The sequence below is a fragment of the Pararhizobium sp. LjRoot235 genome (genome assembly GCF_964254145.1).
Classification (GTDB): Bacteria; Pseudomonadota; Alphaproteobacteria; order Rhizobiales; family Rhizobiaceae; genus Pararhizobium.
Genome location: NZ_CAXUSP020000001.1, coordinates 2,483,874 through 2,508,245, shown reverse-complemented (window position 1 = coordinate 2,508,245; position 24,372 = coordinate 2,483,874). Strand labels below are relative to the sequence as shown.

The following is a 24,372-nucleotide window of genomic DNA, read 5'->3' as shown; positions in this document are numbered from 1 at the left end:
GTGGCGTGCAGGAGATGGTCCGTGCGCCTTTTGGCGTGCTTGTGCTGTGGGGAAAGTCTGTCTGCTTCGCGGCGACGACAGTCACGCTCTTGCCCGACGTCCGCCAACGCGCGATCTTGCGGCGTTCGTCCATGTCGATTGGGAGTAGGTGCGCTTTTAGTTGTCTGTTCCTTGCGATAAATCATTGTTATCTATCACAGGTCGCACTTCATCCTTGAACCCACCCGGCAACATTTTTTGTGGCAGCTATTTAAAGATGAGACAAAGTAATCAATGTAGAAACGCGACATTCATCCTATTCGTTATTACTGATTTTGCAAGATTCTATATTTGTAGATACACAGAACTGAGCCGCCGCCCGGGTGGAGCTGGTCGGGGTTGCGTAGCCCGGGCGGTGGCGGATGGCTCCAGCTGAAAAAGTAAACTTTAGCTTTGACACCCCGATCACTCCGCCGCTTTCAACTGCGCAAGGGCACGCTCGCGCCGGGCGATGACGGCGGGATCATTGGTAGAATCCGTCTTCCTGCCAGGCTTGGTGCCGCGCTTTTGGTAGCCATTGCTTTGGCTGCCGTCGGGAATGCCGAACATATGGTCCGTCTGGCCGGTGCGGCGCGGTCCGCTTTTGCTGCGTTGTTGTTGGCGCCCGGCCTGCAGCTCAGCGACGATCGAGAGCATGTCATCCAGCCGTTTGTTCTCGACCACCTCGGAGCGATGCACGGACCGTAAGGTGTCGAACGTTCTGTAGGGCAGGGAGGCTTCCCCGTCCGTGATCTCTAGGCGTCCGTCGGGATAGTCGCAAACGACGACCTTCTTGCCCGCCAGCGCCGTTGCGCGCTCTGTCGGATCGAGAATGAACATCACCTTGTCATAGCGCAGCGTCAAGGAATTCGACAGCTTACGAACCTCCTTGCGGCACATGGCGCCATCGAGGTTCTCGTGATCCGCCAGCGGCCGATGCATGTCCTTGGGATTGCGTGGTGGCTTGCCGAAACGAAAGTTGAAATCCGCCATGAACTCCGGCGCATAGGCGTTGGCCGCCGCGATCGTATCGATACCGCGCAGCCGCAGTTCCTTCACCAGCCGATCCTGCAGCGTCTGATTGGCCCTTTCTACGCGGCCTTTGGCCTGCGGGGTATTGGCGCAGATGATGTCGATGTTGAGCTCATACAGTGCCCGACCGAACTGCGTCAGGCCGCTCGTCCGGTCTTTCTCCGACGCGTGAGTCGAGCGAAAGACGCCATGCTTGTCGCTGTAGAACGCGATCGGCTTGCCCCATTGCTGCAAGTAAGCCTTCGTCGCGTGCAGATAGTCGAAGGTGTTCTCCGAGCCGGCAAAGCGCAGCTGCAACAGCTTGCCGGTGGCATCGTCGATATAGACGAGCAGGGCGCATTTGGGACCGCGGTTCTCGAACCACCAATGATGCGATCCATCGATCTGGACCAGTTCGCCGCAACAATCGCGCCGGCCGCGCGGCTGGAAAACCCGCTTCTTGCGTTCGCGTCGCGCCACCCAGATGCCGGCTTCCATCATCCACTGACGCAGCGTCTCCTTGCTGACGGCAATCCGGTGGCGTTCGATCAGCTTCTCGGCGGCCAGGGTCGGTCCGAAATCCACGTAATGCTCACGCACCAAGTCGAGCACCAGGTTGCGGAAGTCCCCGCTGTGACGCCGGTTGCTCGTACGGCCGCGCTTCTTCGAGACGAGACCATCGGCGCCGGCCAGGTCATAGGCTTGCAACAGCCGGTGGACCTGACTGCGGCTGAGACCGAGCAACGCAGCTGCCTCGACGACAGTCAGGCTCCGCCCGCGAACCTGCTGGATCAGTTCAAGACGATGCAATTCTTTCTGCGACATAGTGATCAAACAAGACATGACGACTCCGAACGCTCATGGTCTCAACCACGCTTCACGTCGCCAGTCTTCCTTCCAAACCTTGACATTTGACCAGTATCCCAAGAGGCGACGACTGTCGCATCTCTAACTGGCCCATATGTCTCATCTCTAAACTGCCGCTACATTTTTGCATCAGATAATCAGCATTATGGAACTAAGACGGCCATTTTGTAATCTTCTCATTTGTTGTATGTTGCTGAATGTCTTGCAGTGCGACAACACGCGGCTACCAATGGCCCCGAGCGCCCATCGTCTAGCGGTTAGGACGCCGCCCTCTCACGGCGGTAACACGGGTTCGAGTCCCGTTGGGCGTACCAAAAGCAATGATTGACGATCCAGTCACTTAATCAACGCGGCCGTCAAATGGCATTATTTCGAACCTACGGGTATTTGATTTGGAATACCGAATTGTTCTGGCCTTCCGCTTGACCATCGCCGCCCTCAAGGCTTAAGCGACAGCAATCTCAACCGTCAGCGAAAGACCGGACCCGATGAGCGATTTGCGCATTCTTTCAGACGCTTTCATTTCCGAATTGCCGGGACGCTACAAGGGCAAGGTTCGTGAGAACTACGATCTTCCGGATGGCCGCAGGATCATCATTGCAACGGATCGGCTGAGCGCCTTCGACGTGATCCTGACCTCGATCCCGTTCAAAGGCCAAGTGCTGACGCAGACGGCGCGTTACTGGTTCGAGGAAACGGCCGATATATGCCCGAACCACGTCATCGACTATCCGGACCCCAACGTCGTCATCGGCACGCGGCTGGATATCCTGCCGGTCGAGGTTGTCGTACGCGGTTATCTGGCAGGCACGACCAGCACGTCGATCCTGACCAAATACCGCAACGGCGAACGCGACATGTACGGCATCCGGCTGCCGGACGGCCTGAAGGACAACGAGAAGCTTCCGCAGCCGATCATCACGCCGACCAGCAAGGCCTTTGACGGCGGCCATGACGAGCCACTCTCCGCCGCTGACATCCTGTCGCAGAAACTGCTGACGCCGGAACAATGGGAAACCGTATCCCGCTACGCGCTGGCGCTGTTTCAGCGCGGCCAGGAGCGCGCCGCCGAACGTGGCCTCATTCTCGTCGATACCAAATATGAATTCGGCACCGACAAGGACGGCCGTATCGTTCTTGCCGACGAGATCCACACGCCTGACAGCAGCCGCTACTGGATTGCCGGGAGCTACGCAGAGAGCTTTGCCACCGGCGCGCGGCCGAGGAGCTTCGACAAGGATTTCGTGCGCGCCTGGGTCACCGAACGTTGCGATCCCTACAAGGACCCGATCCCGGAAATTCCGGCCGACCTCGTCGAACAGACCTCGAAGGTCTATATCGAAGCCTACGAAACGATCACCGGCCAGCGTTTCGTAGCCGATCTTTCCGGCACCACCGTTCTCGATCGTATCCGCCGTAACCTGGAACTCTATTTCAACTGATCGGGCCGACTTCATCGGTTACGTCGAATTCCAGCCGCATCCCGTCATAGGCCGGCTCCACATGATCCGGCGTCTCGCGCATAAGCGTCTCGTAGTCGAGCGGCGTATGCATATGGGTCAGCACGGCGTGTTTCGGCGCAAGGCGTTCGATCCAGCCGAGCGACTGTTCGACCGACAGATGGCTTGGGTGGAACTTGTATTGCAGCGTATCGATCACCAGCGTGTCGAGCCCCGAAAGCTTGCCGATCGTGTCCTCGGGGAAATTGCTGACATCGCTGCAATAGGCAAAATCGCCGATGCGAAAACCGAGGGACACGATGCCGCCGTGGTGCTGCAGCAGAGGCTGGAAGACGATCGCGCCACCGACGCCGGTGATCGTGATCGCCGGCAACGACGGATCGATGATGCTAGCCTCGACGATCGGCGGATAGCTGCTGCCGGGCGGCGTTTCCAGGCAGTAGCGAAAAGCCTCGCGAATGCGTGCGAGCGTTACGGCGTCGCCCCAGATCGGCATTTGTTTGCCTGTGTATTGGACGTATCCGCGCAGATCATCGATACCATGAATGTGATCGGCATGCGCATGGCTGTAGAGCACAGCATCCACGTTCTTTACTTTCGCCGCGATCATATGCGCGCGAAAATCCGGTCCGGTGTCGATGACGACGGTTGTTGTTCCGCCGTCCGGACCGATCTGCTCGACAAGTAACGATGCCCGTGTGCGGCGGTTTTTGGGATTGGCCGGGTCGCAAGCGCCCCAGTCGCCATTGATGCGCGGGACGCCGGGAGACGAGCCGCAGCCGAGAATGGTGAAGACCCGCCTCACCGCCACCTTAGAGCCTCGGCATCTTCGAGAAAACGCGGAAGGCGTTTTCGGTGGTAATCGCGGCGATTTCCTCCGGTGAAACGCCGATGGTCTCGGCCAGGACCCGCGCCGTATGGGCAACATAGGCCGGTTCGTTGCGTTTGCCGCGGAACGGTTTCGGCGCCAGATACGGCGCGTCCGTCTCGACGATCATCCGGTCGTGCGGCACGGTCTTGGCGATCTCGCGCAGTTCCTCGGACTTCGGAAAGGTCAGGATACCGGAGAAGGAAATGTAGCCACCGAGTTCAACGCCGACTTTGGCCAGATCGGGACCGGAGGAGAAACAGTGCAACAGGAAAGGGAAGGCCCCCTTCCCCGTTTCCTGCGTCAGGATTGCCGCCATGTCCTCGTCCGCCGAGCGGCTGTGGATCACCAGCGGCAGGCCGGTTTCGCGCGCAGCGGCGATATGGCGGCGCAGGCCGGTCACTTGAGCGTCGCGCGGCGCGTTGTCGTAGAAATAATCGAGCCCCGCTTCGCCGATCGCCACGACCTTGGGATGCGCCGAAAGCCGCACCAGATCGGCCGTCTCGATGTCCAACTCCTCGTCGGCATTGTGCGGATGGGTGCCGACCGAGCAGAAGACGTTGGCATAGCTTTCCGCGATGCCGAGGATCGTCTCGAACCTCTTCACCCGCGTCGAAATGGTGATCATCTGGCTGACACCGGCCGCGCGGGCGCGCTCGACGATCGCGTCGCGCTCGGCCTCGAAATCCGGGAAATCCAGATGGCAGTGGGTGTCGATCAGCATTTTCTCGTCCTTACGTTTCCGGCGCGACGTAACGCGGGAATACCGGCTTCGGCGCTTCCAGTGCCGTTCCTGCGACGAGACGTCCCGCTTCGCCAAGAGACGCGAAATCGCGCTTGTCGGCCGGAACGGCAACGAGATCGAGCAGCTTCCCGGCCGATTCCGGCATGAACGGCTGCAGCAGGATGGCAATCTGGCGCACGACATCGGCCGTGACGTAAAGCACGGTCGCCATACGCGCGGGATCGGTTTTCTTCAGGGCCCAGGGCTCCTGGCCGGCGAAATAGCGGTCGGCCTCGGAAACCACGGCGATGATCGAGGTTAGCGCCCGATGGATCATCAGAGCATTCATGTCGTCGCGCGTCGAGGCATGCAGCGCGTCGGCCGATGACAGCATCGCCTTGTCCTCCTCGGTCAGCTGTCCGCATTCGGGGATCTGCCCGTCGCAATTCTTGACGATCATCGACAGCGAACGGCTGGCAAGGTTGCCGATGCCGTTGGCGAGGTCGGAATTGATCCGGGTCGCGATCCCCTCCTCGCTGTAGCTGCCATCCTGGCCGAAGGAGACTTCGCGCAGGAAGAAATAGCGGATCTGGTCGAGGCCGAAATGCTCGACCAGATTGAAGGGATCGACGACATTGCCGAGCGACTTCGACATCTTCTCGCCCTTGTTTAGCAGGAAGCCATGCGCAAAGACCTTCTTCGGCAAAGGCAGGCCGGCCGACATCAGGAAGGCTGGCCAGTAGACCGCGTGAAAGCGAATGATGTCCTTGCCGATCATGTGGATGTCCGCCGGCCAGTATTTCGCCCGTGGCCCTTCCGGATCGGTGAGGTAGCCGGTCGCAGTGATGTAGTTGGTCAGCGCGTCGACCCAGACATACATGACATGGCCTGGATCGTTCGGAACCGGAATACCCCAGTCGAACGTCGTGCGCGACATGGAAAGATCCTTGAGGCCGGATTTCACGAAGGAAATCACCTCGTTGCGACGCTCGGCCGGGCCGATGAAGTCCGGGTTTTCCTCGTAGTGCTTGAGCAGCTTTTCCTGATAGGCGGAAAGCTTGAAGAAATAGCTCGCCTCTTCCACCCACTCGACCGGCGACCCTTGAGGCCCGTAGCGGACTCCGTCAGCACGCAGTTCGGTCTCGCCTTCCTGGTAGTAGGCCTCGTCGCGCACGGAATACCAGCCGGAATAGCTGTCTTTGTAAAGGTCGCCCGCCTCGCCCATGCGGATCCAGATGTTCTTCACGGCTTCGTGGTGACGCTTCTCGGTCGTGCGAATGAAATCGTCGTTGGAGGCATTGAGGAGTACCGCCATTTTCTGGAATTCGGCGGAGTTGCAGTCGGCCAGTTCCTGCGCCGAGATGCCTTGCCTGCGGGCCGTCTGCTGCATCTTCTGGCCGTGTTCGTCCGTACCGGTCAGGAAAAACACGTCGCGCCCGTCCAGCCGCTGGTAGCGGGCCACCGCATCCGTCGCAATCAACTCGTAGGCGTGGCCGATATGCGGCTTGCCGTTCGGATAGGAAATCGCGGTGGTGATGTAAAACGGGGACGTGTCGGTCATGATCGAGTTTCGGCCTGTGTCTAATCTTTTGGTGTCTGGCTATTAGCGCATCCCATGCCGGGATGAAACAGTGCACCCTCAGAAAAGCTGTCCGCGGCTGTCACACACGCAGCGGCAGTTCAGGCCGCCGGAAGGGACTCTGCCTTGATGTCGTCGAGGATTGAAAGCACGGTCTGCTTGCGATCGAGATTATAGGCCTGTGCCAGGGACAGCCGCTCGGCGATGGTCGCCGATAGCCGCGCGAAACGTTCGGCCCGGGCGAGGTCGCCGGCAACAGCCGCCTGTCGCGCCACCCGCATGATATGTCCGCTGACCAGCGCGGAAAAGAAATCGAAAATGGTCTCGTTATCCTTGGCCGACAGAACATCGGCGAGCCTGTGCATATCCCTGCGGATCGCCGGTCCCTGCCCGGCAAGGATCGTCTCGAAGGCGGTCATGATATCGAGACCACCATAATTGATCAGCTTCAACGCTTCCGCGACGCTGCCATCCGCCGCCGCAAGCACCTTTTGTGCGTCCGGACCGGAAAGGTCAAGGCCGAGATTGGTCATAGCGTCGCGCAAAGCGTCGGGCGCCAGCGGCTTCAGTTGCAGTGGCAGGCAGCGCGAACGGATCGTCGGCAAAAGCTTGCCGGGCGCATGCGCCAGCACCAGGAACAGCGAGCGCTTTGGCGGTTCCTCGAGAATTTTCAGGATCGCATTGGCGGCGTTTCGGTTGAGGTCGTCGGCCGGATCGACGATGACGATGCGCCAGTTGCCGGTCCCGGATGTCTGCGAGAAGAATTTGCCGGCCCGGCGCACCTCGTCGACGGTGATGGCGCTCTTGACCTTGCCGGTCTTGTCATCAATCGGCCGCGTCAGATGCAAAAGGTTGTGCGACGCGCCTGACGCGATCTGCCGGCTGACGATCGAGGTTGGATCAGGATCGGTGAGTTCCGCCGGCGCCAGAGACGGATCGGGGTAGGTCAGCACATGGTTGGCGAAGCGGAAGGCAAGCGTCGCCTTGCCGATACCCGCTGGCCCTTCGATGAGGATGGCATGGTGCCCCTTTCCCGACCGGTAGCTTTGCGCCAGAAAATGCTCCGCTTCGGCATGACCGAAGAGCTTGGTATTCTCGGCTGGCGGTACTGCGCCGTCCAGAACGTCAAATCGATCGCTGCTCATTGCGCCGCTTCCGTTTCCGGTCCATCGCCGCCCGCGGACAGCAACGGCTCGACAATCGCAAGCACGGCTGCGGCAATGTCGCTGGCGCTCGCTGTCGCGTCGACCACATGGCAGCGCCTGGGGTCGGCTCTGGCGATATCAAGGAAGGCCTCACGGCGCTTTTCATGCGTTTCGAGTTCTTCCTTCTCGAACCGGTCGAGTTCGACCTCCTCGCCGGCCGGCGCATCCGCCACCGCGGCGCGGCGCCTTACACGGTCAAGACCGACGGATGCGGGCAGGTCGAAGATGATGGTGCAATTCGGGGTTACGCCGTTGATCGCGACCCGCTCCAGAGCCTCGATGAAGGACGGTTCCAGGTTGCCGGTCACGCCCTGATAGACGCGCGAAGAGTCCATGAATCGGTCGCACAGGACGACGGTGCCATTCAGAAGCGCCGGCCGAATGATTTCTTCGACATGATCGCTTCGTGCGGCGGCAAAAAGGATCGCTTCCATGCGCACGCCAAACTCCTGCGCCGCACCGGAAAGAAGCACATGCCGCACTGCCTCCGCCCCCGGCGAGCCGCCGGGCTCGCGCGTGGTCAGAACCATTAAGCCGCGGTCACGCAAGGAATCGGCGAGAAGGCGAATCTGGGTGGACTTCCCAGCCCCCTCGCCGCCTTCGAATGTAACGAACAGGCCTTTTCCAACTGACACTCTCGATTCCCGTATGACTGCCATCGCCCGGCGTAGGACGGGCGTGTTTATAATCTGGCTGCCCTTGCGGGTGCAGCGCTTGCAAAATTCTGTTTAGCGGATTGTCCTGGACGGCGAAACCGTCGATTCCGTCATTTCCTCATAGCCAGAAAAACAACAGTTCCTGCAGCGCGTCAGCCGCCCGGCTTGCCAGCGAGCCCTCCCCAACGGCTGCCGCAGTTTCGACCGGAACCTCGCGCAACAGCCGCGTGCCGTTCCAGATCTTCAACGTGCCTGCGTGGCGACCGGCCTCCAGCGGGACATGCAGCGGCCAGCGATAGATCACCTTGGCCGACAGGCGCTCAGGATTGTTGACGGGGACGAGGACATCGACGGCATCCGGCGTGACCAAAGTGACGTGCGATTGCACTCCGCCATAGACGGCGGCTTCGCCGACGGCCTCGCCGGCCGCGAACAATTGCTTCTTTTCAAAGGCGGTCATCGACCAGTCGAGCACCCGGCGCGTCTCCTCGATCCGCTCCTTGTCGCTTGCCAGCCCGCCGATGGAAAGAAAGACACGTCGGTCGTTTCGCTGCATGGTCGCCACCATCGAGTAACCGAACCCCTCGGCGAACCCGGTCACGAAACCGTCGACACCGATATTGGCCGCGACAAGCGGATTGCGGTTCCGCTGGAGGATCTTGTTCCACTCGAATTCGGCCTGGGAATAATAGTGGAAGAATTCCGGGTAACGAGCGTGGATGTGCCGGGCGAGCATCGCCATGTCGCGCATTGTCACCTTATTCTGTGGATCGGGAAGTCCCGTCGCATTGTGGAAAACCGAGGCGGTCAGTCCCAGTTCACGGGCCCGTTCCGTCATGCGACTGGCAAAGGCGTCCTCGCTGCCGATCATCCCTTCTGCCAGGATGATGCAGGCGTCATTGGCGAACTGGACGGTCACGCCCTGGAGGAGATCGGCAACGCGGATGCGCGACTTCAAAGCGGCAAACATCGTCGAGGTGCCGGATGGTGCGCCACCGGTCCGCCAGGCGTGTTCCGAGACTGGAAATTCAGTATCGAGCGTCAGCGCGTTCTTGCGGATGGCATCGAAGACGACCTCTGCCGCCATCAGCTTTGCAAGCGATGCCGGCGGCACCGGCGCATTTTCATCCTTGGCAAAAAGCACCGTACCGGTTTCGGCATCGATCAGATAGGCCTGCTTGGCTTTGGTTTCAAAGGTCTCGGCCTGCGCGGGTGCGCAGATGAGGAGAGCAACGAAAATGAAGACTGAGACCAGCCGTGCGCGCATTCCAAACTCCGGTTCCTCTCCGGCCATAGCAGCCGGCCCACCGGGGATCAATCGCCGCATCTCGGATTAGCGCAGGACGCTCTGGCGTTTTGCATATTCGAGGATGGAATTTGGCGTCAGCGGGTTCTGGTCGACCAGGATGGCATCGAAAGCCGTTTCGGACGTGCTGACCCGTGCTTCGACGTAAGCCGCGGCATAGGCCATGTTGCCATCAGGCAGGGGAATGAATTCCGGTCGCTCGGTCGGGATCGGTCCGATTTCCGGCAGCATGACAAACGCGTCGAGCGCTGGCGACGAGGCAGGCGGCATTTCGGTTTCGGCAAGCGCGGTGACCGGCACGCCCATTTCGATGTTCGACTTCGAAGGAATTACCAGCGTGCCGAGACTGCCGGCCTGCTTGTGCAACGGCTCGTTCGAGGCGACCATCACGCCGGTTGCGATCTGTCCTTCGGGGAACGCACTCGGCGTGCGATCACCCTTCTTCACATAAGACGCCATCAGATAGGGCATGTCGTTGCCCTCGAGCGGCGCCTTGCCGATATACTGGACCCGCACCTTGGCGCTGCCCTTGCGCTTCATGTCGAGGAATTCGGCAGTCTTGGACGACACGTCGATGATCCGGCCCATTTCATAGGGGCCGCGATCGTTGACGCGCACCACCACCGAAGAACCGTTCTCAAGGTTCGTGACGCGGGCATAGCTCGGCAGCGGGAACGTCGGGTGGGCGGCCGACAGGTGATACTTGTCGTAGACTTCGCCATTCGCGGTCAGGCGGCCGTGAAACGCCGAGCCGTACCAGGAGGATATGCCGGTCTTGTTGTAACCGAAATCCTCTTTCGGCTGATACCACTTGCCTTTCACCTGGTATGGCTTGCCAACCTGATAGCGGCCACCTCCCTTCGGGATGTTCCGGCCCTGCGCAACACGCGGGCTGGCCTTCACGCCATAGATCGACTCGGCAAAATATTCCTTGCTGCGTGTCCTGTCTTTCTTGACGCTGCCCGTCGATCCGCACGCCGTCAGCGCGACGCAAAGCACGGGGATGGCGGCAAGACGCAATCCCTGGAAGAGAAAAGCCGCAGTCTGATTGGATGTCATGTGTCCCACAATCGCAATTCGTAAAAGCCGTATTCGGTACCCTCTCGCGCATGCCCCAGCGCGAAAGAACCGGCGTCACGAAACGTAACAGTCGATTAATCATGACAACAACGTGGCGAAATTGCGAATGGTTAACCGTGCCAAAACGGAACATTTGAGATTATGGTTTATGAAAGATTAATATTCCTGATGCAAGACATCGAAATAAAGCGATCTATACGATGCCTCTTGCGACTGGAAAACAGTTGTTTGATGCGGAAAGGTCGGTTTTCAACACACATATTGGATAATGATGTACTTGATGCCGATGATCCTTCCACTGGCGTCGCGAACGATGGCGGCAATATATTGCGGATCCGGCGGGACGCAGGCCTTTCGTTTTCCGTCTTCGACGCCGTTCAAGCTCGTATCGACAACCTCCGCCGCGTAGACCTGTGGCGCCTTCAGCGCCGCAGCGGCCGACGAAACGGCCATTAGCCCGAACAGGCAAAGCATCGGAAGGACCCTGAGCACCATTGCTGCAACTCCTCCATACGCTCAGAAAACGGGGAGTTGCCGGTTTTGTTCCGCTGGCGTCAGTCCTTGGTGAAGCGCGAGAATAAAGCTTCCCACGAGACAGAATGCTCGTCCCTGGGTCGCTCGCGCAGAAACGAGCCGGGTGCGCAGCAGAACCAGGCGAGGTATCCGCGCTTGCGGAAAGGACTGTCGGCGCCGGCTGGATTAGCGTAAGCTAAAGGTTAGGATGTAGTCATGCACCGCGTGGTCACCATTGCCATCGCCGCGCTCGCGGCCCTGATCATCTGCCCCGCGCAGGCGGAGGTAATGATCGGGGTTTCGGCCGCGATGACTGGACGGCTCGCCTGGATCGGTGAGCAGGGCCAGCGTGGCGCAGAGATGGCCGTTGCCGATCTCAATGCGACGGGCGGCGTCCTCGGCCAGCAGCTGCGGCTCATCAGCGTCGACGACTTCTGTGATCCCGAGCAAGCGGTGGCCGCCGCCGAAAAGCTGGTGGCTGATGGTGTGGTGCTCGTTGTCGGTCACTACTGTTCTGGAGCCTCGATCCCGGCATCGAAGGTGTACGAGGCGGCGGCAGTTCTGCAAATTTCACCAGGATCGACCAATCCGCTGTTGACCGAACAAGGCCGTGACAACGTGTTCCGCGTCATTGGTCGCGACGATGCGCAGGGTGTTGTGGCCGGCAACTACCTGGCCGATCATTGGGGCGACAAGAACATTGCGATCCTTCATGACGGCACCACCTACGGCAAAGGTCTTGCCGAATTTACCAGAAAGCAGTTGAACAAGCGGGGTGTGACTGAAGCGATCTACCGCGCGTACACCGCTGCAAAGAACGACTATTCGGCTGAAATCGCGGCACTCAAGGCTGCGAACGTCGCCGTAGCCTATGTTGGCGGGTATCATGCCGAGGTTGCGCTGATCGCTCGTGCTGCACGCGACCGCGGCTACGCGCTTCAGGTCATCTCGGGCGACGCCCTGGCGACCGAGGAGTTTGCGCTGATCGCCGGCCCGGGTGCCGAGGGGACCCTCTTTACGTTCTCCGCAGATCCACGGCGAAACCCCGAAGCGGCCCCGGTCGTGGAGCGGTTCCGTGCCGAAAACTTCGAGCCGGCAGGTTACACGCTGCTGAGCTACGCTGCCGTCCAGCTCTGGGCACAGGCGGTCGAAAAGGCAGCCTCTCTCGAGCTGCCGGCGGTCATCGCGACACTGCGCGGACAGGAGTTCGACACTGTGCTGGGCCCGGTCGATTTCGACGACAAGGGCGACCTCACGAACCAAAGCTGGGTGTGGTACGTCTGGCGGGGTGGAGAGTATGTGCCGGTTGAATAGGAGGAGCCCGCCACACGCGTCGCTTGAGGCATCTTATGCAGATCAAGTCAGCGCGATTGCTCAGATTAAGCGTCGCTGCGATGCTTGAACGCCTAGGCATACGCGGCCGCTTGTTGCTGGCATTCTTCGGCATCAGCACCTTCGCGGTGCTCGCGACGGCAGCTGCTCTTTATGCCTTCCTCCAGGTAGGAGAGGTCGTCGACGGCATAACCAGGGGTCGGGTGCCGTCGGCGCTAGCGTCCCTCCAGCTGTCGCGCCAGGCCGAGCGGGTCGCGGCAACTGCGCCGTCTGTACTGACTTCGACGAGCAAGGCACTGCACAACGAGGTCTCGGCTGCGATCGGGGTCGAGATGACGCGCCTCGAGGAACTGCTTGCCGCGCTCAAGGGCGCCACGCTTGGCACGGCGGCGGTGGCCGAGATCGAGGCGGCGGTGCTTGGTCTGCGGCGCAACCTCGACGCACTCGACGACCTTGTTGCCACGCGCCTTACCGTGGTCGCGCGCAAGGAGGAGTTGTTACGCCGCTTATCGGCTACGACAATTGCAGGCCAGCGCCTCCTGGCGGCTGGTATCTTGGTGATGAATTCCAAACTTGCGCAAGGGAGGACTGTCGCGGCCGACGCGTCGCTCGCCCCAGACCAACGCGCGGCGGCGACTATCAACCTAGTCGAGGCGGTTACGGCCTACATCCCCCAGCAGAGGGCACACCAGGAGATATCCGCCGTCAACGACGCTCTGATTAAGTTGGCGAACGCACCGACGCCAGGCGATCTTGCGTTGATGCTCTTTCCGCTGCGCCGGTCGCTCGCCGTCCTCGAAACGGTTTCAACCGAGATCGATGAGAAGCTGCGGACCCGCTTTCAACTGCGGGTGGGCGAGTTCAAGGCGTTGATCGATGGTGACAACAGCATTCCGAAGGCGCGACAGGACGAGTTTGCCGTCCTGGCTGAGGGCGAAAAGCTTCTGGCCGAAAACAATCGGCTGTCCCGCAATCTCACCGCTGCCGTCGATCACCTGGTCGCCACGGCAGATCGCGAGATCGCCGCGTCCGGTCTCGAAGCCGCGGTCGTCCAGCGCTACGGCACGGGAGTTGTCCTTGGTTCCGCCTTTCTCAGCCTCTTGAGCTCGGTTCTGATTGTCTGGCTCTATGTCGACCGTAGCCTTCTCGCGCGTCTGGGAGCGGTGAGCCAAGGCATGTTCGCAATCGCCGGCGGCAATCTTCGTGCGCCGCTGCCTGCCGCGGGCGGTGACGAAATCGGCCGCATGGCCGAGGCGCTCAGGCTGTTCAGGGACACCGCAGTCGAGGTCGAGGAAAAAAACCTGCGCGAGGTTGCCGAGGCGCGCCAACGGCTCGTCGATGCCATCGAGAGCATCTCCGAGGGGTTTGCTCTCTACGACAAGGAGGACCGGCTCGTCCTCAGTAACAGCCGGTACCGCGAGCTGCTTTATAGCGACCTTGCGATCGAACTGACGCCCGGCACGACATTCGAGTACGTCATTCGCCGATCCGCTGAGCGCGGCTACATCAGGGATGCTGAGGGTCGGTTCGAGGAATGGGTCGCCGAGCGCCTCTCCCGGCACCGCAATCCCGGCGAACCGTGGGTGCAGCGGCGAGGCGACGGGCGGTGGGTTCTGATAAGCGAGCGGCGGCTCACCGGCGGCGGCACAGTCGCCGTCTATTCGGACATCACGGAGCTGAAGCAACGGGAACAGAATCTCGCCGAGAAATCCGCAGCGCTCGAGGCGCTCTCAAGCAAGCTGGCGAAGTATCTGGCGCCGCAAGTATACAACTCGATATTCACCGGCCGTCAGGACGTCAGGATCGCCAGCCAGCGGAAGAAGCTGACAATATGCTTTTCCGATATTGCCGGCTTTACGGAGACCACCGACAAGATGGAGTCCGAGGATCTCACCCAGCTCATCAATCACTATCTGACGGAAATGTCGAAGATTGCTTTGGAACACGGCGCCACGATCGACAAGTATGTCGGCGACGCGATCCTGATGTTTTTCGGCGATCCCGAGACCCGCGGCGTCAGGGAGGACGCGCTCGCCTGCGTGCAGATGGCTCTCGCGATGCAGGAGCGGATGAGCGAACTTGCCGAAATCTGGCGCGACATCGGAATTGAAGCACCGCTGCGATGCCGCATCGGCATCCACACCGACTACTGCACTGTCGGCAACTTTGGCAGTGAGGATCGGATGGACTACACGATCATCGGCGGCGCCGTGAACCTTGCCTCGCGCCTCGAACAGGAGGCGCCGCCGGGCGCCGTGCTCATTTCTTATGAGACGTTTGCGCACGTGAAGGACACGATCGCCTGCGTGGAGCTGGGGCACGTCCAGATCAGGGGCCTCGCTTATCCCGTCGCCACCTTTCGCGTCCTCGATCTGAAGGCCAATCTAGTCGCCGCCCGCAGCGCCGTTCGAACCGAGCTGCCGCATCTCAAGCTCGAGGCTGAACCCGAGCTGATGTCTGTCGACGAACGCAACCAGGCCGCAACCGCGCTTCGCGAGGCGCTCGATCGACTTTGTCACAAGCCCGGGTAGCAGGCCTCGCGCCCGCACCCGGATCGTCAACTTCTACCGCCCTCGTCAACTAGCGCAGGCCGCCGGTGTGCACCCGAAGATCGCCAGTGAGCGCCTTGGTCATTCTACAATAGGGACTACTGACCTCCATTCTCATGCCATGCCGGGAATGCAGGCAAATGCTGCAGAGCAAGTTGACGCGGCGACCAAAGCTGCTAAAAAGCCAGCCATCGAGTGATTAGGTAGCAAATCGGTAGCAAACGCTGATTTTAAACCTTCCGGATAAACCGGAAAGATGAACCTTTTCAATTAGATGGAAGAGTGTCCGAGTGGTTTAAGGAACCGGTCTTGAAAACCGGCGTGCGGGAGACCGTACCGTGGGTTCGAATCCCACCTCTTCCGCCATTAGCCCTTGATTTAATTGCATATTCAGGCATTTTTTGCTTATTGCGTACAAAACTAGGTGCAGGCAAAGAAAAAGCCCGCCACGTTTCCGCAGCGGGCTCTCGGCACGTTCCTTCATGTTTCAACTATCGCCAACGGTCCAACCGGCGCCGATCGTTACATGGTTGGCCTCCAGACCATTAACGAGGCCCTCCGCCTTGTCGCGGGCGATCTTGGTGAGTGACGCAACTATATCGAGTTCGATATTGCGGGAGCCAGGCGGACCGAAGTCCATATCCATCAGCCTGTCATAGGTTGCTTCGATTAGCCGGCTGAGATCCGTGATGTCATGGAAGACATCGTCGAGGGAAACTGCGCTCATTGCCCTGCCCCCTTGAGTTCGTCGCCGACGATCAGAGCGAAGTTGTATTCACGATCGATGTGGGACCGCCAGCGGCGAGCGGGATTCATAGCGCCCATGACCTCAGCGAGGCGCGCGGCGTGGTACTCGGCAACTTGAACCGGATCAGCGGTATCAAGCCAGTACTGCAGGTCCAACGCTGGAGCGGCGACGGCCGGCAATGGGGCAACAGTAGCGGCGAGACCGCCGAGGATCGTTCTCCGTGTGATCTGTGTCATCGACGGACCTCCTGCGCTTCAACACGTGCCTCTGCAAGCCGCCATTCAGCGATAACTTCATCCCTGGTCAGAACCCGGAATTCTTCAGGCGCCTTGTCGAAGAGCCACAAGATTTCTTCGAGCGTCGTTGCCTCAAAACGGCGGTAGCTGCCGCGGCCGGTGGGAACGACAGAAACGATGGGAACGGGCGCGCGGGCCAGCTCGGTTTGTGTATTTGGCATTTTGATATCCTCGCGATCGGGTTAACTACGCCTTTTTGCTGTCATTGTCTAACAACGTTAGTTGATGTATAACGCTTATCGACAGTAGTCAACTAACATCTGCTAACATCTGTAAACGAGGGATAGAATGGCGCGCACTGCCGCACTTGGACTCAGGATCGAACCGATTGTGAAAGAGGCATTGGAGAATGCCGCCAAAGCTGACCGCAGGACCGTTGCGTCCTATGTTGAAAAGCTCATTGTCGACGACTTGGAGGCCAAGGGATTCTTGGCAAAGGGTGCGGCCGAATGAAAGACAAGGTGGACTGGGACGCGATCAGGGGCCGTGCGTTCGCCGATGTGGAAACGCCAGATGACTGGCCAGAAGGGGTGCGCCCCGTCAACTTGCATGGTCTGACGCTGCTTGGAGTAGACCAAGCCCGCGGCCTCTACTGGGACGGTAAGAAGCTCAAGACTGAAGTCAAACTTAGTTGGGCAGCCACGCTGATCGGCGGGCTGATAGCACTGTTTACCTTCTTCGCAGCGGTCGCGACGGTGGTGATGGCAGTGACTGACATTCTCCGCTTCATGAACGGCGTTTAGCGGGCCTTGCCGATATCGTGATCGGCGCCTAGATTCTTGCTACGGCCTGTCATTGACCGCGGATGTACCGGCAATGAGGGCCGCGCAGAAGGTCGGGGAAACCCGGCCTTTTTCATTCTGCAGTTTTTGCCCGTGAGCGTTGCCATTCTACTCAATCTGGGATTTTATCGCGCCCACTGATGAGGGGGCGATCATGCGTAAACTTTCTATCGCCGCGGCGGCTCTACTGGCCGGCTGTGTATCTGGACCCGTGAACATGATCCATAGAACGGGTTCGACGTTTGCGGAACGGCAACTGGCAGACGACGAATGCAGCATTGCGTCGTTGCAAGCCATACCGCAGGCGATGGTCACGCAGACCTCCGGGGGCTATTCCAACCCTGGAACGCTGCAGTGTTCGACAATCGGGAACATGACGACGTGCAATCGCATAGGCGCTGTTGACGTGCCTGCCCGCTCAACAACTTCGGACGCCAATCAGGACTTGCGAGATCGCTACATCGAGCGCTGCCTTGCCTCCAAGGGCTTTGACCTCATACAGATGCCTCTTTGCACGTCCGCCAAGGACAGTTCGCAGTACAAAGCAACGCGAGACAATCAGCCACCGGCATCGCAAATCAAATGCGTTCCGAACGAGCGCATCTAGCCGATCATTAGACTTAGACGTTGGAGAGGTGAATGCAGGAAAATGGCTTAACTTGGGATGATATGCGCCGCTTCACAGTAGACGGAAAAGGACGGCTTTTGTGGAATGGTGAGGTAGTGAAGACGGAAAGCAGGCTACGCTTAGATTGGTTCCAAACGACAATCGCCGTGCTCGCAACCCTCGGAACTCTCCTGTCGGGGATCTATCCATTTCTCGTCCACTTCCATGTGTTCGGGTTTTGAGAATGGAAAGGGGCCGGCCCTGCTAACGCCGGTCACCAGCCCCAACAGCCCACCGTGCGCGAACGCGGCAGGATCTCAAATGAACGTCATTTGGCCTTCTCTTCAAGGCCTAGAGCGCCACCCATTGCACTTTCCACCTCGTCGAGGATTCGCCGGATGTAGGCCAGGTTCTGCAGCGGAATCAGTTGCCGCGCCTTGCGAAGATCCCCCCGCGTCGTGCCGCCGGCAAATATGGAACCTGATATCTCGAAAATGTCGGATATCGCGCCTGGCGTGGGGCCAAGGAACGTGCCCGTCACGTTGCGGCTGGCATAGCGGGAAACCTGCTCACCAGTGAAAGCGGAAAGGCCGAACGTGCCCCGTGTGGCCTTTTCAGCGACGTTGTTGGCTTCCATCAGATAGCCGGTTAAACCTGATTTGTCTAAAGCCTCGACCGCCCATTGTGCCGGGTTGTCGGAAAGCGGCTGATTTGCAGCCACCTGCTTGAGAAAATAGGTCATGGCACCGAGGCCGAGCGTGAGAACAACGCCGCTCAACGTGGCGGCATCTCTCTGTTGCAGCCCCGCCATGAAGGTTTTCTGCATTGAGCTGATGTAGAACGATTTGAATTGCCCCACGGTTTTGCCGAGTTCGGTAGACATCCACAAGGGCTTGTCCTGACCCGGCGTGACAATGATGCGGTCAACGTCACGGACAACCGCAGCCCGAAAGGCTTCACGCGCTTCCCTATCCCGCCACGATCCCGCCCGGGCTAAAAGCACCCCACCCATATCGTCGCCATAATCACCGTAGGCGCCGAATTCCATGGCGATACGGTTCGCAAGGTCGGGATTGATATTCGACGCAGCCAGCTTCCGGATATCGTCGGCTGTCGCCGTCCCAATGGACACGCGCTGCGATGCTTGCAGCAGATTAGTCATGGTGACGAGGCCGGCGAACTGCTTCATTGCGGCGCTCCAAGGCGCCATGAGCGAGGCGACACCGAACCGAGATGATAGAGCCTTGATGCCCCTCTCAAATTTGGAATGGCGGCCAAAGTCCCCGGTGATGTCCGCAAGCGCCATTGTTCGGCTATCGAGCACCATATCAAGCGCCGTGCCCGCGGCTTTGACCTCATTGAATGCCAGCTTTGCGGCCTTGAAGTTCCGCACCATCGGAATGAAGCCGTCGCGGAATGTTGAAGTCAGACCATGCACCATAACCACGCGGGCCATGTCTGGGATGGCGGAAATGGTCATGCCGCCGAGCAGGCGTTGCGGTTCGATGTGCATCATAGCGCCAACTCCTGAAAACTGGGCGCCGGCCATCTCGAAACAAACTCGGTGTTGACTGGCACCACGGCCTCCCCCTCGCCCGCAAACGGCAAGAGCAGCTTCAAGGCGGCCTGATCGTGAATGCCAAGCCCGTCTGTTAATGACACGCCCTCTACCTTATGGAATGCCTCGATCGCGTTCGCCGGGATCGGAGACAGACAAGGTGGATTCAGTTGGCCGACGATGTAGACCGTTCCACCTTCCGGCATTTCCCGGGTGCCGAGGAACAGTTTCACGACGCCCGCGTGCCCGCCCATCCCGAGCGAGTTGACCAACTCAGAAAAAGGACCGTCGAGGGTCTGTTTCAGGATCACGCTCACGACATCGAGTGGCAGAATCTCGGTATCGGTATCGGCCGACAGCATGGCGCCGCTCTCGATGAGATCTCCGAGGCATTGGCCCGCGTACTGGAACATGTAGCTCATAGGCTTCTCCTAAATCAGGTCGGCGACCGTAGCCGCGATGAAAACGAAAGAGGCGATGACGGCGACGAGGTGCATCAAGCCGCCCTCACTCCGCATAATACGGGATTTTGATGTTCGTCCCGTCTCGCTTTACCGTGAGGAATCCTACCGGGTTCGCGGGCAGCGTTGCCGCCCCTGCTGTCGCTGATGCAGATGTTGCGGTTGAATAGACGATTTGTCCTAGAGATGTGGTGTCGATGTAGAGGAGCGGGTTTGTCCCATCCCAATCGACGTTGAAGACGTTCGATCTTACCGTCCCCGCTGATCCAGCGCGGGCAAAGACGCCTAGAGCCTGAAGTTTACCGAGGCCATCAACGTGGAACTGGTTTGATGCGAACGCATTTCCCGAAATGGTCAAATTCGAAAGGTCGATGCCATCAGTTACAGCGCCCGTGTCCGTTTCAAGGATAGTGCCGGTGGATTTGATCGGGAAACCTGCCCCGCTGTTTCTGCTGAAATGGATACCGTGCAAATAGCCGACGCTATCCGACGATCGCAGGATCATCAGACCGGCGTCAAACACGGTTCCGGCCGCCGTCGAACCGTCAACATCTGCAATATGCATGCCTACTTTCCGCAGCACGCTCGTGTTGCGAACTGATGTGTTCATTTCGCCACCAACGGACTCGGCCGAAGACGCCGCGCCCGACAAAATTTCAGAGTAGCCATTGACGCCGAAGAAATTCCCTGAGGATCCCGATCTGGCGATAGCGGTCCCTTGAATGCCGACGATGAATTTGCCGGCCTCATCGACGGCAGAACCTTGGGTGACATAATGCGCGGTGCGAGGGCCCGTGCCGCCTGCGAGCTTCTCACCCACTACGGCGCTGGTGATGTGGAAACTGGAGCCGGATGTGAAAGACTCCTGAACATTCATGTCCAGATACGGTGTGTAACCTGCCCCGGACAGTCCGCTGAGAACGTGCATTTTCAGGGGGGAAATCATGTCGCCGCTATCGAGGAACCGTGCTCCAGCCGCGCTAAGGGTCGCCTGCCTGGAATTGCCTCCCTGCTCGACGTAGATTAACTCCCCGCCAACCAAAGAGTTTACGGCTGTAATGTCTGCCAGTTTTGCGTTCACACCCATGTCAGTATTCACCCGTAAGCTTGAGATAACCGCTGAATTCGTCCGTCAGTCGCAAGGCGCCCTCATGATCGCCCGTCAGGAGCAGAAAGGGACCAATCTCGATGACATCTTTTGGCATCCGACGCGTAATCCGCTGGGTGATCGCCCCGGATATTCTTTTGGTCGTGCCGCCTGTCTCTTCGCTGTCTGCCCAATCGCCTTCGAGAAGAAGGTGGATTCCATCGGCCTCGCCCTCGTATGCGAGCGCCCCGCCAAAATCGCCCTCAAGCAACAGGAAAGGACCGAGGCCGATGACATCATCCGGCACTCGCTGTGTTGCGCTGCCGGATGGGCGCGTCGAGAGGCGTTTTGTGATCGCCATTAGCTGTAACTTCCGTAGCGATAGTTTGTCGTCGCGGCCGGCGCTTTGTACTCAGCAAAGCGAGCAAAGCCGGACGTGAGCCCGCCTAGAATGGTTCCCATGGCCGCCGACTTGGCACCTTGAACTGCCGCCGTACCTTCGGCCCTACGCCCTACCGCTTCCGCATCGAGGCCAGCCCTGCGCGATCGGCCGCCGTACATCGCCATCATTTCTTGCAGGGTGCCGTACTTGGCGATGTCTTCGCCTATCTGTAGGCCAGTCGGGTCAGTCGTTTCGAAGCCGCTGGCCGCGCCTCTTGCCTGAAGCGCGGAAAGTGCAAGGTCTTTCTCTCTCCGCTTCTGGAAGGCGTCATGCTGCGCGGCTGCCACTTCTTCCTTGCCCTGCATTTCGAGTTGCTTGGCCTGGTAGTCGAGGTTAGCCTTCCGCGAGGCCGCAGCCTGCCGTTGTCCTTGTGCCTGCATCATCCCGCCAGCAATCGTGCCGACGCCCGACACGATCGGCATGATTGTGCTGAACATCCCGCCAAGGCCACCGACTGCCGACACGTAGGGGTGAATAATGGAGCCATCGTCCTACTTTCCAAGTTCCCGGATAAATGCCTTGGCTTGCTCGACGTCCAAGGTCGTGAAGCGAGCCATGAAGTACCCCACGCCCTCATCGGTCATGGAATCGAGCATCCGATCGGCGCGCTTGTTGAATGTGGCAACGCGCTTAGGCGCTCGCCCGCCCCATTCGCTGACGAGCTGGTGCCCGATCTCGCTTGCAGCGAAGGCGCTTACATCGGCTGGAGAGGCGTCACGGACGTGGCCCGACACGCCTTCCCCCAACTCGGCATATACAACCGCCCGGACGCCTTCCGGCAGGGAGTCCACCGCAGCGACGAGATCCGCACGGCTCTCTTCTGTGAGCCTGCCAAGGACCGTGGAAGCCGCGTCTTGAGCAATGGCGAGCCGATAGCCGAGACCGCCGGCCTCTTTCTCCGACCATCGGGATTTCAGTGCGGAAGGCAGATCATCCGGTATGCTTCGAGCTACCGGCATCTCGCTGCCCCTAAGATAGCCGCCCGCGATTGTCGAGGCGGCATCGACGCTTGCGACGTTCCAATCCGGGCGGTAGACGATATCGTTTGCCATCGTCACGCCCTCTTAGGATAGGACGCCAGCGCCGCGGCAACCGCCTGATCGCGCGTGCTGAAACCGATGTTGATTGTCCGGATCCCATCCGAGACGCGATGCACGTACCACGAACCGCCGGTAAACCGGGTTTCCAGCGTCCCGTCGCTCCAGATATCGCCCGCCTCGCGGAAGTCGCTCACCTTCGAGAAGCGCAGCCATGCACCCGTCGAATCCGCCTTATGCACGATGCAATCGGCGAACCAGCTTTCGTCATCGGCAAAAACCGTCACACGGTCCTTGACGGACAGGCATTTTGATCGGTTAATCTGGACCTTCTTCCAAATCGAAGGCGTTTGCAGGTCGGACTTCGTGGCACCGACAGGAAGATGCACCTGCCACTCGCGCCAGCACTGCCCCTCGGCGTTGAACTCCACCTTGCCCGGATCAACCTCGATCGGCTTGCCATCGTGGAGCGGCTCGGCGGCCTGTGCTGTTGCAATCTTATTCATGCATTTTCTCCTTTGAGTGCTTCGGCCAAATCGGCCTTGGCGATCTTTGATTCTTCGACGGCCCACGCCTCATGCTGACGAGGCGGACAGTTCGGCCAGTTCACGAGGCCCAGGCGACTCCCGCGCGGGCCCTGCTTCAGCTTTCGCATGTCGGCGGCCAGGTACATTGAAAGACGGTTTTCGAAGGATATAGGTGCAAAGCCCACCGGCCCCCGGCCAGTCAGTTCGTGCACGGCGCTGTGAATCTCCTCGTTGGCCTCAATGGCCCGCTGCAGGGCGTCTACCAGCGCCTTAACGGCTTCCTCGGCCTCAGAGACCGCTGCAAGGCGTTCTCGCTCCAGGCGCTTGAGCTTTGCCCGCTGCTCGTCCCTGCGCTCTGTCCGGGTCTGTCCTGCGGCTTCACGCTCGCGGCGGACGGATATGGTCTCAGCATCTCTCAGCGCCTCTAATTCGGCCTCTGCGTTCGCATATTCGAGAGCGTCAAAGTCGGCATCATCCAGAACGGCGGCGCCCCTCTTCGCGCGAAGGGAGGCAAGTCTGGCCTCGGTGGCCACGATGCGGGCGGAAATGGTTTGTGTCATCTGGGTTCCTTCACCACGTCAGCGCGGCAGCCTGCCGCTCGGCCTCGTCCCGGCTCTTGCAGTACCGGTGCAATGAACCGTCAGCGTGCATCGCCCTCCAGCGCCCATCGGGGGTCAACTCGACCCAGCAACCAACGGTGCCGATCAGAACACGCTCGCCAACTGCCGGCTCGGGGGAATCCGAAAGATCGAGCGCGGCAACCTCGTCCACCTCTTCGAAGCGCTGCGCTGTGAGTTCGTGCTGTGCGCGCTGAATGGTCTGGGGGGCAGGTTCGGGGGCGTCATCAAGTGCCGCCTCGCCAAGTACGGCAAGGATCGCGCGGCCGAGCTGGCGAGGGTCCAAGTCCTCCACCTCAAGCGGCGAATCCCCGCCCTCATCTTCCGGCGCGCGCTGAATGCGAAGCGCCAGAAGGTCGGCAACTGTCTTGCTGGCAGTGATTGCGGCTGTGATGTTCCCAGTCGAAAGCGCCTTCTCTCGATCGGACAGCAGCATTTCGATCACTTGGCCCAGCAGTTCGCTGCGATCGGCATCAGGCTTCATGGGCACCTCGCTCGCGACGGAGAAGGGCAAGGATGCGAGAACCAGGGCCATCGGTATCCGGTCCAGTGTCATGCCCGACGACGCGCTTAGGCAGGGAAAGCAAATGCTCGGCGCGACGCGCGGAATTCTCCAGGCGGGTGATTTCTTCCAGAGGCACGTTCTCGCCGGCAAGGAAGCGGGCACGCGACAATTCGGCAATGGTGCGCATCTCGGCAGCGTCCTCGATCCGTGAGGACAGGACGGCATCCAAAGCCCCTGCCCCGCCGAGGGCAGCCGTGAAAGTGTCGACCAGCTCGCAGCGCCGCTTCCACGCTCGCGTGCGGCGATCGATCAGACAAGCAGACAGTCGGACGCCTTTCGGTGCTGTAACCGGGCTGCTTCGGGCGTCTATCGCTGCGGCTTCTGCGGACATTCTAAGGCTCCGGAATCCCGTTCAAATCACGATGGTTTGTACCATGATTTGTACCTAAATTGGAAGAGGCAACAATTTAGCTAATGAAATCAAAAAGGTAATGCGGAGATTGTCTCCGCCTACCGGTCGTGAGGTACCTCACTATC

At 59.8% G+C, this 24,372-nt stretch carries 28 protein-coding genes, 2 tRNA genes and 1 pseudogene; 8 read left to right on the top strand and 23 right to left on the bottom strand.

Annotation, left to right across the window (positions count from 1 at the left end):
- Positions 1 to 64: 64 nt before the first annotated feature.
- A pseudogene (locus ACSQ2Z_RS12045) lies at positions 65 to 156 on the bottom strand (integrase catalytic region); the annotation flags it as partial.
- Between the two features lie 288 nt (positions 157 to 444).
- Positions 445 to 1,872 (bottom strand): ISNCY family transposase, encoded by a 1,428-nt coding sequence (locus ACSQ2Z_RS12040; protein WP_436081419.1) that lies wholly within the window; start codon positions 1,870 to 1,872, stop codon positions 445 to 447.
- A 263-nt stretch (positions 1,873 to 2,135) separates the two neighbouring features.
- Here ACSQ2Z_RS12040 and ACSQ2Z_RS12035 point away from each other — a divergent pair.
- A tRNA-Glu gene (locus ACSQ2Z_RS12035) sits at positions 2,136 to 2,210 on the top strand.
- Between the two features lie 174 nt (positions 2,211 to 2,384).
- Positions 2,385 to 3,338, top strand: a complete 954-nt coding sequence (locus ACSQ2Z_RS12030; RefSeq protein WP_436081418.1) for a phosphoribosylaminoimidazolesuccinocarboxamide synthase — start codon at positions 2,385 to 2,387, stop codon at positions 3,336 to 3,338.
- On the opposite strand, the gene ACSQ2Z_RS12025 is transcribed toward ACSQ2Z_RS12030, so the two are convergent.
- From ACSQ2Z_RS12025 to ACSQ2Z_RS11990, 8 genes are all read right to left on the bottom strand, one after another.
- Positions 3,331 to 4,167, bottom strand: a complete 837-nt coding sequence (locus ACSQ2Z_RS12025) for an MBL fold metallo-hydrolase (protein WP_436081417.1) — start codon at positions 4,165 to 4,167, stop codon at positions 3,331 to 3,333. The two genes, ACSQ2Z_RS12030 and ACSQ2Z_RS12025, sit on opposite strands and share 8 nt — an antisense overlap.
- A 1-nt stretch (position 4,168) precedes the next feature.
- The gene (locus ACSQ2Z_RS12020; protein ID WP_436081416.1) at positions 4,169 to 4,948 is read right to left on the bottom strand and encodes a TatD family hydrolase; all 780 of its coding nucleotides are present in this window, start codon (positions 4,946 to 4,948) and stop codon (positions 4,169 to 4,171) included.
- 10 nt (positions 4,949 to 4,958) lie between these two features.
- Positions 4,959 to 6,509, bottom strand: coding sequence for a methionine--tRNA ligase (gene metG, locus ACSQ2Z_RS12015; RefSeq protein WP_436081415.1), 1,551 nt, complete (start codon positions 6,507 to 6,509; stop codon positions 4,959 to 4,961).
- 119 nt (positions 6,510 to 6,628) lie between these two features.
- The gene (locus ACSQ2Z_RS12010) at positions 6,629 to 7,672 is read right to left on the bottom strand and encodes a DNA polymerase III subunit delta' (protein ID WP_436081414.1); all 1,044 of its coding nucleotides are present in this window, start codon (positions 7,670 to 7,672) and stop codon (positions 6,629 to 6,631) included.
- Complete coding sequence (tmk, locus tag ACSQ2Z_RS12005; protein WP_436081413.1) at positions 7,669 to 8,391, bottom strand: dTMP kinase; 723 nt, start codon at positions 8,389 to 8,391, stop codon at positions 7,669 to 7,671. Before tmk ends, ACSQ2Z_RS12010 begins: the two co-directional genes overlap by 4 nt.
- Before the next feature lie 115 nt (positions 8,392 to 8,506).
- Positions 8,507 to 9,655, bottom strand: a complete 1,149-nt coding sequence (locus ACSQ2Z_RS12000) for a D-alanyl-D-alanine carboxypeptidase family protein (RefSeq protein WP_436081412.1) — start codon at positions 9,653 to 9,655, stop codon at positions 8,507 to 8,509.
- 66 nt (positions 9,656 to 9,721) lie between these two features.
- Positions 9,722 to 10,753 (bottom strand): septal ring lytic transglycosylase RlpA family protein, encoded by a 1,032-nt coding sequence (locus tag ACSQ2Z_RS11995; protein ID WP_436081411.1) that lies wholly within the window; start codon positions 10,751 to 10,753, stop codon positions 9,722 to 9,724.
- Positions 10,754 to 11,023: 270 nt separating this feature from the next.
- Positions 11,024 to 11,269: a hypothetical protein gene (locus ACSQ2Z_RS11990; protein ID WP_436081410.1), complete on the bottom strand. Its 246-nt coding sequence runs from the start codon at positions 11,267 to 11,269 to the stop codon at positions 11,024 to 11,026.
- A 234-nt stretch (positions 11,270 to 11,503) separates the two neighbouring features.
- Here ACSQ2Z_RS11990 and ACSQ2Z_RS11985 point away from each other — a divergent pair, with 234 nt between their 5' ends.
- The 3 genes from ACSQ2Z_RS11985 to ACSQ2Z_RS11975 all read left to right on the top strand — a co-directional run bounded on the left by ACSQ2Z_RS11985 (position 11,504) and on the right by ACSQ2Z_RS11975 (position 15,534).
- Positions 11,504 to 12,601: a branched-chain amino acid ABC transporter substrate-binding protein gene (locus ACSQ2Z_RS11985; RefSeq protein WP_436081409.1), complete on the top strand. Its 1,098-nt coding sequence runs from the start codon at positions 11,504 to 11,506 to the stop codon at positions 12,599 to 12,601.
- An 80-nt stretch (positions 12,602 to 12,681) separates the two neighbouring features.
- Positions 12,682 to 15,150 (top strand): PAS-domain containing protein, encoded by a 2,469-nt coding sequence (locus ACSQ2Z_RS11980; RefSeq protein ID WP_436081408.1) that lies wholly within the window; start codon positions 12,682 to 12,684, stop codon positions 15,148 to 15,150.
- 294 nt (positions 15,151 to 15,444) lie between these two features.
- A tRNA-Ser gene (locus ACSQ2Z_RS11975) sits at positions 15,445 to 15,534 on the top strand.
- Positions 15,535 to 15,655: 121 nt separating this feature from the next.
- Here ACSQ2Z_RS11975 and ACSQ2Z_RS11970 read toward each other — a convergent pair.
- Genes ACSQ2Z_RS11970 through ACSQ2Z_RS11960 form a run of 3 tightly spaced genes read right to left on the bottom strand, consistent with a single transcriptional unit; the run spans position 15,656 to position 16,373 of the window.
- The gene (locus ACSQ2Z_RS11970) at positions 15,656 to 15,895 is read right to left on the bottom strand and encodes a hypothetical protein (RefSeq protein ID WP_436081407.1); all 240 of its coding nucleotides are present in this window, start codon (positions 15,893 to 15,895) and stop codon (positions 15,656 to 15,658) included.
- A complete protein-coding gene (locus tag ACSQ2Z_RS11965) occupies positions 15,892 to 16,152 on the bottom strand; it encodes a hypothetical protein (protein WP_436081406.1) in 261 nt (86 codons plus the stop codon). The genes ACSQ2Z_RS11970 and ACSQ2Z_RS11965 overlap by 4 nt, the downstream gene beginning before the upstream one ends.
- Complete coding sequence (locus ACSQ2Z_RS11960) at positions 16,149 to 16,373, bottom strand: hypothetical protein (RefSeq protein WP_436081405.1); 225 nt, start codon at positions 16,371 to 16,373, stop codon at positions 16,149 to 16,151. The genes ACSQ2Z_RS11965 and ACSQ2Z_RS11960 overlap by 4 nt, the downstream gene beginning before the upstream one ends.
- Before the next feature lie 127 nt (positions 16,374 to 16,500).
- On the opposite strand from ACSQ2Z_RS11960, the gene ACSQ2Z_RS11955 reads away from it, so the two are divergent.
- From ACSQ2Z_RS11955 to ACSQ2Z_RS11945, 3 genes are all read left to right on the top strand, one after another.
- A complete protein-coding gene (locus ACSQ2Z_RS11955) occupies positions 16,501 to 16,665 on the top strand; it encodes a hypothetical protein (RefSeq protein WP_436081404.1) in 165 nt (54 codons plus the stop codon).
- On the top strand, positions 16,662 to 16,955 hold the full coding sequence (locus tag ACSQ2Z_RS11950) for a hypothetical protein (RefSeq protein ID WP_436081403.1): 294 nt from the start codon (positions 16,662 to 16,664) through the stop codon (positions 16,953 to 16,955). The genes ACSQ2Z_RS11955 and ACSQ2Z_RS11950 overlap by 4 nt, the downstream gene beginning before the upstream one ends.
- Positions 16,956 to 17,633: 678 nt before the next feature.
- A complete protein-coding gene (locus ACSQ2Z_RS11945) occupies positions 17,634 to 17,843 on the top strand; it encodes a hypothetical protein (protein ID WP_436081402.1) in 210 nt (69 codons plus the stop codon).
- 86 nt (positions 17,844 to 17,929) lie between these two features.
- Here ACSQ2Z_RS11945 and ACSQ2Z_RS11940 read toward each other — a convergent pair whose 3' ends face one another.
- The 10 genes from ACSQ2Z_RS11940 to ACSQ2Z_RS11895 all read right to left on the bottom strand — a co-directional run bounded on the left by ACSQ2Z_RS11940 (position 17,930) and on the right by ACSQ2Z_RS11895 (position 24,226).
- Complete coding sequence (locus tag ACSQ2Z_RS11940) at positions 17,930 to 19,117, bottom strand: hypothetical protein (RefSeq protein WP_436081401.1); 1,188 nt, start codon at positions 19,115 to 19,117, stop codon at positions 17,930 to 17,932.
- On the bottom strand, positions 19,114 to 19,581 hold the full coding sequence (locus ACSQ2Z_RS11935; RefSeq protein WP_436081400.1) for a hypothetical protein: 468 nt from the start codon (positions 19,579 to 19,581) through the stop codon (positions 19,114 to 19,116). Before ACSQ2Z_RS11935 ends, ACSQ2Z_RS11940 begins: the two co-directional genes overlap by 4 nt.
- Positions 19,582 to 19,666: 85 nt before the next feature.
- Positions 19,667 to 20,707: a hypothetical protein gene (locus ACSQ2Z_RS11930; protein WP_436081399.1), complete on the bottom strand. Its 1,041-nt coding sequence runs from the start codon at positions 20,705 to 20,707 to the stop codon at positions 19,667 to 19,669.
- 1 nt (position 20,708) lies between these two features.
- Positions 20,709 to 21,068 carry a hypothetical protein gene (locus ACSQ2Z_RS11925; RefSeq protein ID WP_436081398.1) on the bottom strand — a complete coding sequence of 120 codons (360 nt, stop codon included), beginning with the start codon at positions 21,066 to 21,068 and terminating at the stop codon, positions 20,709 to 20,711.
- A complete protein-coding gene (locus ACSQ2Z_RS11920) occupies positions 21,068 to 21,586 on the bottom strand; it encodes a hypothetical protein (protein WP_436081397.1) in 519 nt (172 codons plus the stop codon). The genes ACSQ2Z_RS11925 and ACSQ2Z_RS11920 overlap by 1 nt, the downstream gene beginning before the upstream one ends.
- 54 nt (positions 21,587 to 21,640) lie before the next feature.
- Complete coding sequence (locus ACSQ2Z_RS11915; RefSeq protein WP_436081396.1) at positions 21,641 to 22,201, bottom strand: hypothetical protein; 561 nt, start codon at positions 22,199 to 22,201, stop codon at positions 21,641 to 21,643.
- Positions 22,202 to 22,203: 2 nt separating this feature from the next.
- Positions 22,204 to 22,692, bottom strand: a complete 489-nt coding sequence (locus ACSQ2Z_RS11910; RefSeq protein WP_436081395.1) for a hypothetical protein — start codon at positions 22,690 to 22,692, stop codon at positions 22,204 to 22,206.
- A complete protein-coding gene (locus ACSQ2Z_RS11905) occupies positions 22,689 to 23,273 on the bottom strand; it encodes a hypothetical protein (protein ID WP_436081394.1) in 585 nt (194 codons plus the stop codon). The genes ACSQ2Z_RS11910 and ACSQ2Z_RS11905 overlap by 4 nt, the downstream gene beginning before the upstream one ends.
- 10 nt (positions 23,274 to 23,283) lie before the next feature.
- The gene (locus ACSQ2Z_RS11900) at positions 23,284 to 23,814 is read right to left on the bottom strand and encodes a hypothetical protein (protein ID WP_436081393.1); all 531 of its coding nucleotides are present in this window, start codon (positions 23,812 to 23,814) and stop codon (positions 23,284 to 23,286) included.
- Positions 23,804 to 24,226, bottom strand: a complete 423-nt coding sequence (locus tag ACSQ2Z_RS11895; protein WP_436081392.1) for a hypothetical protein — start codon at positions 24,224 to 24,226, stop codon at positions 23,804 to 23,806. The genes ACSQ2Z_RS11900 and ACSQ2Z_RS11895 overlap by 11 nt, the downstream gene beginning before the upstream one ends.
- Positions 24,227 to 24,372: the final 146 nt, after the last annotated feature.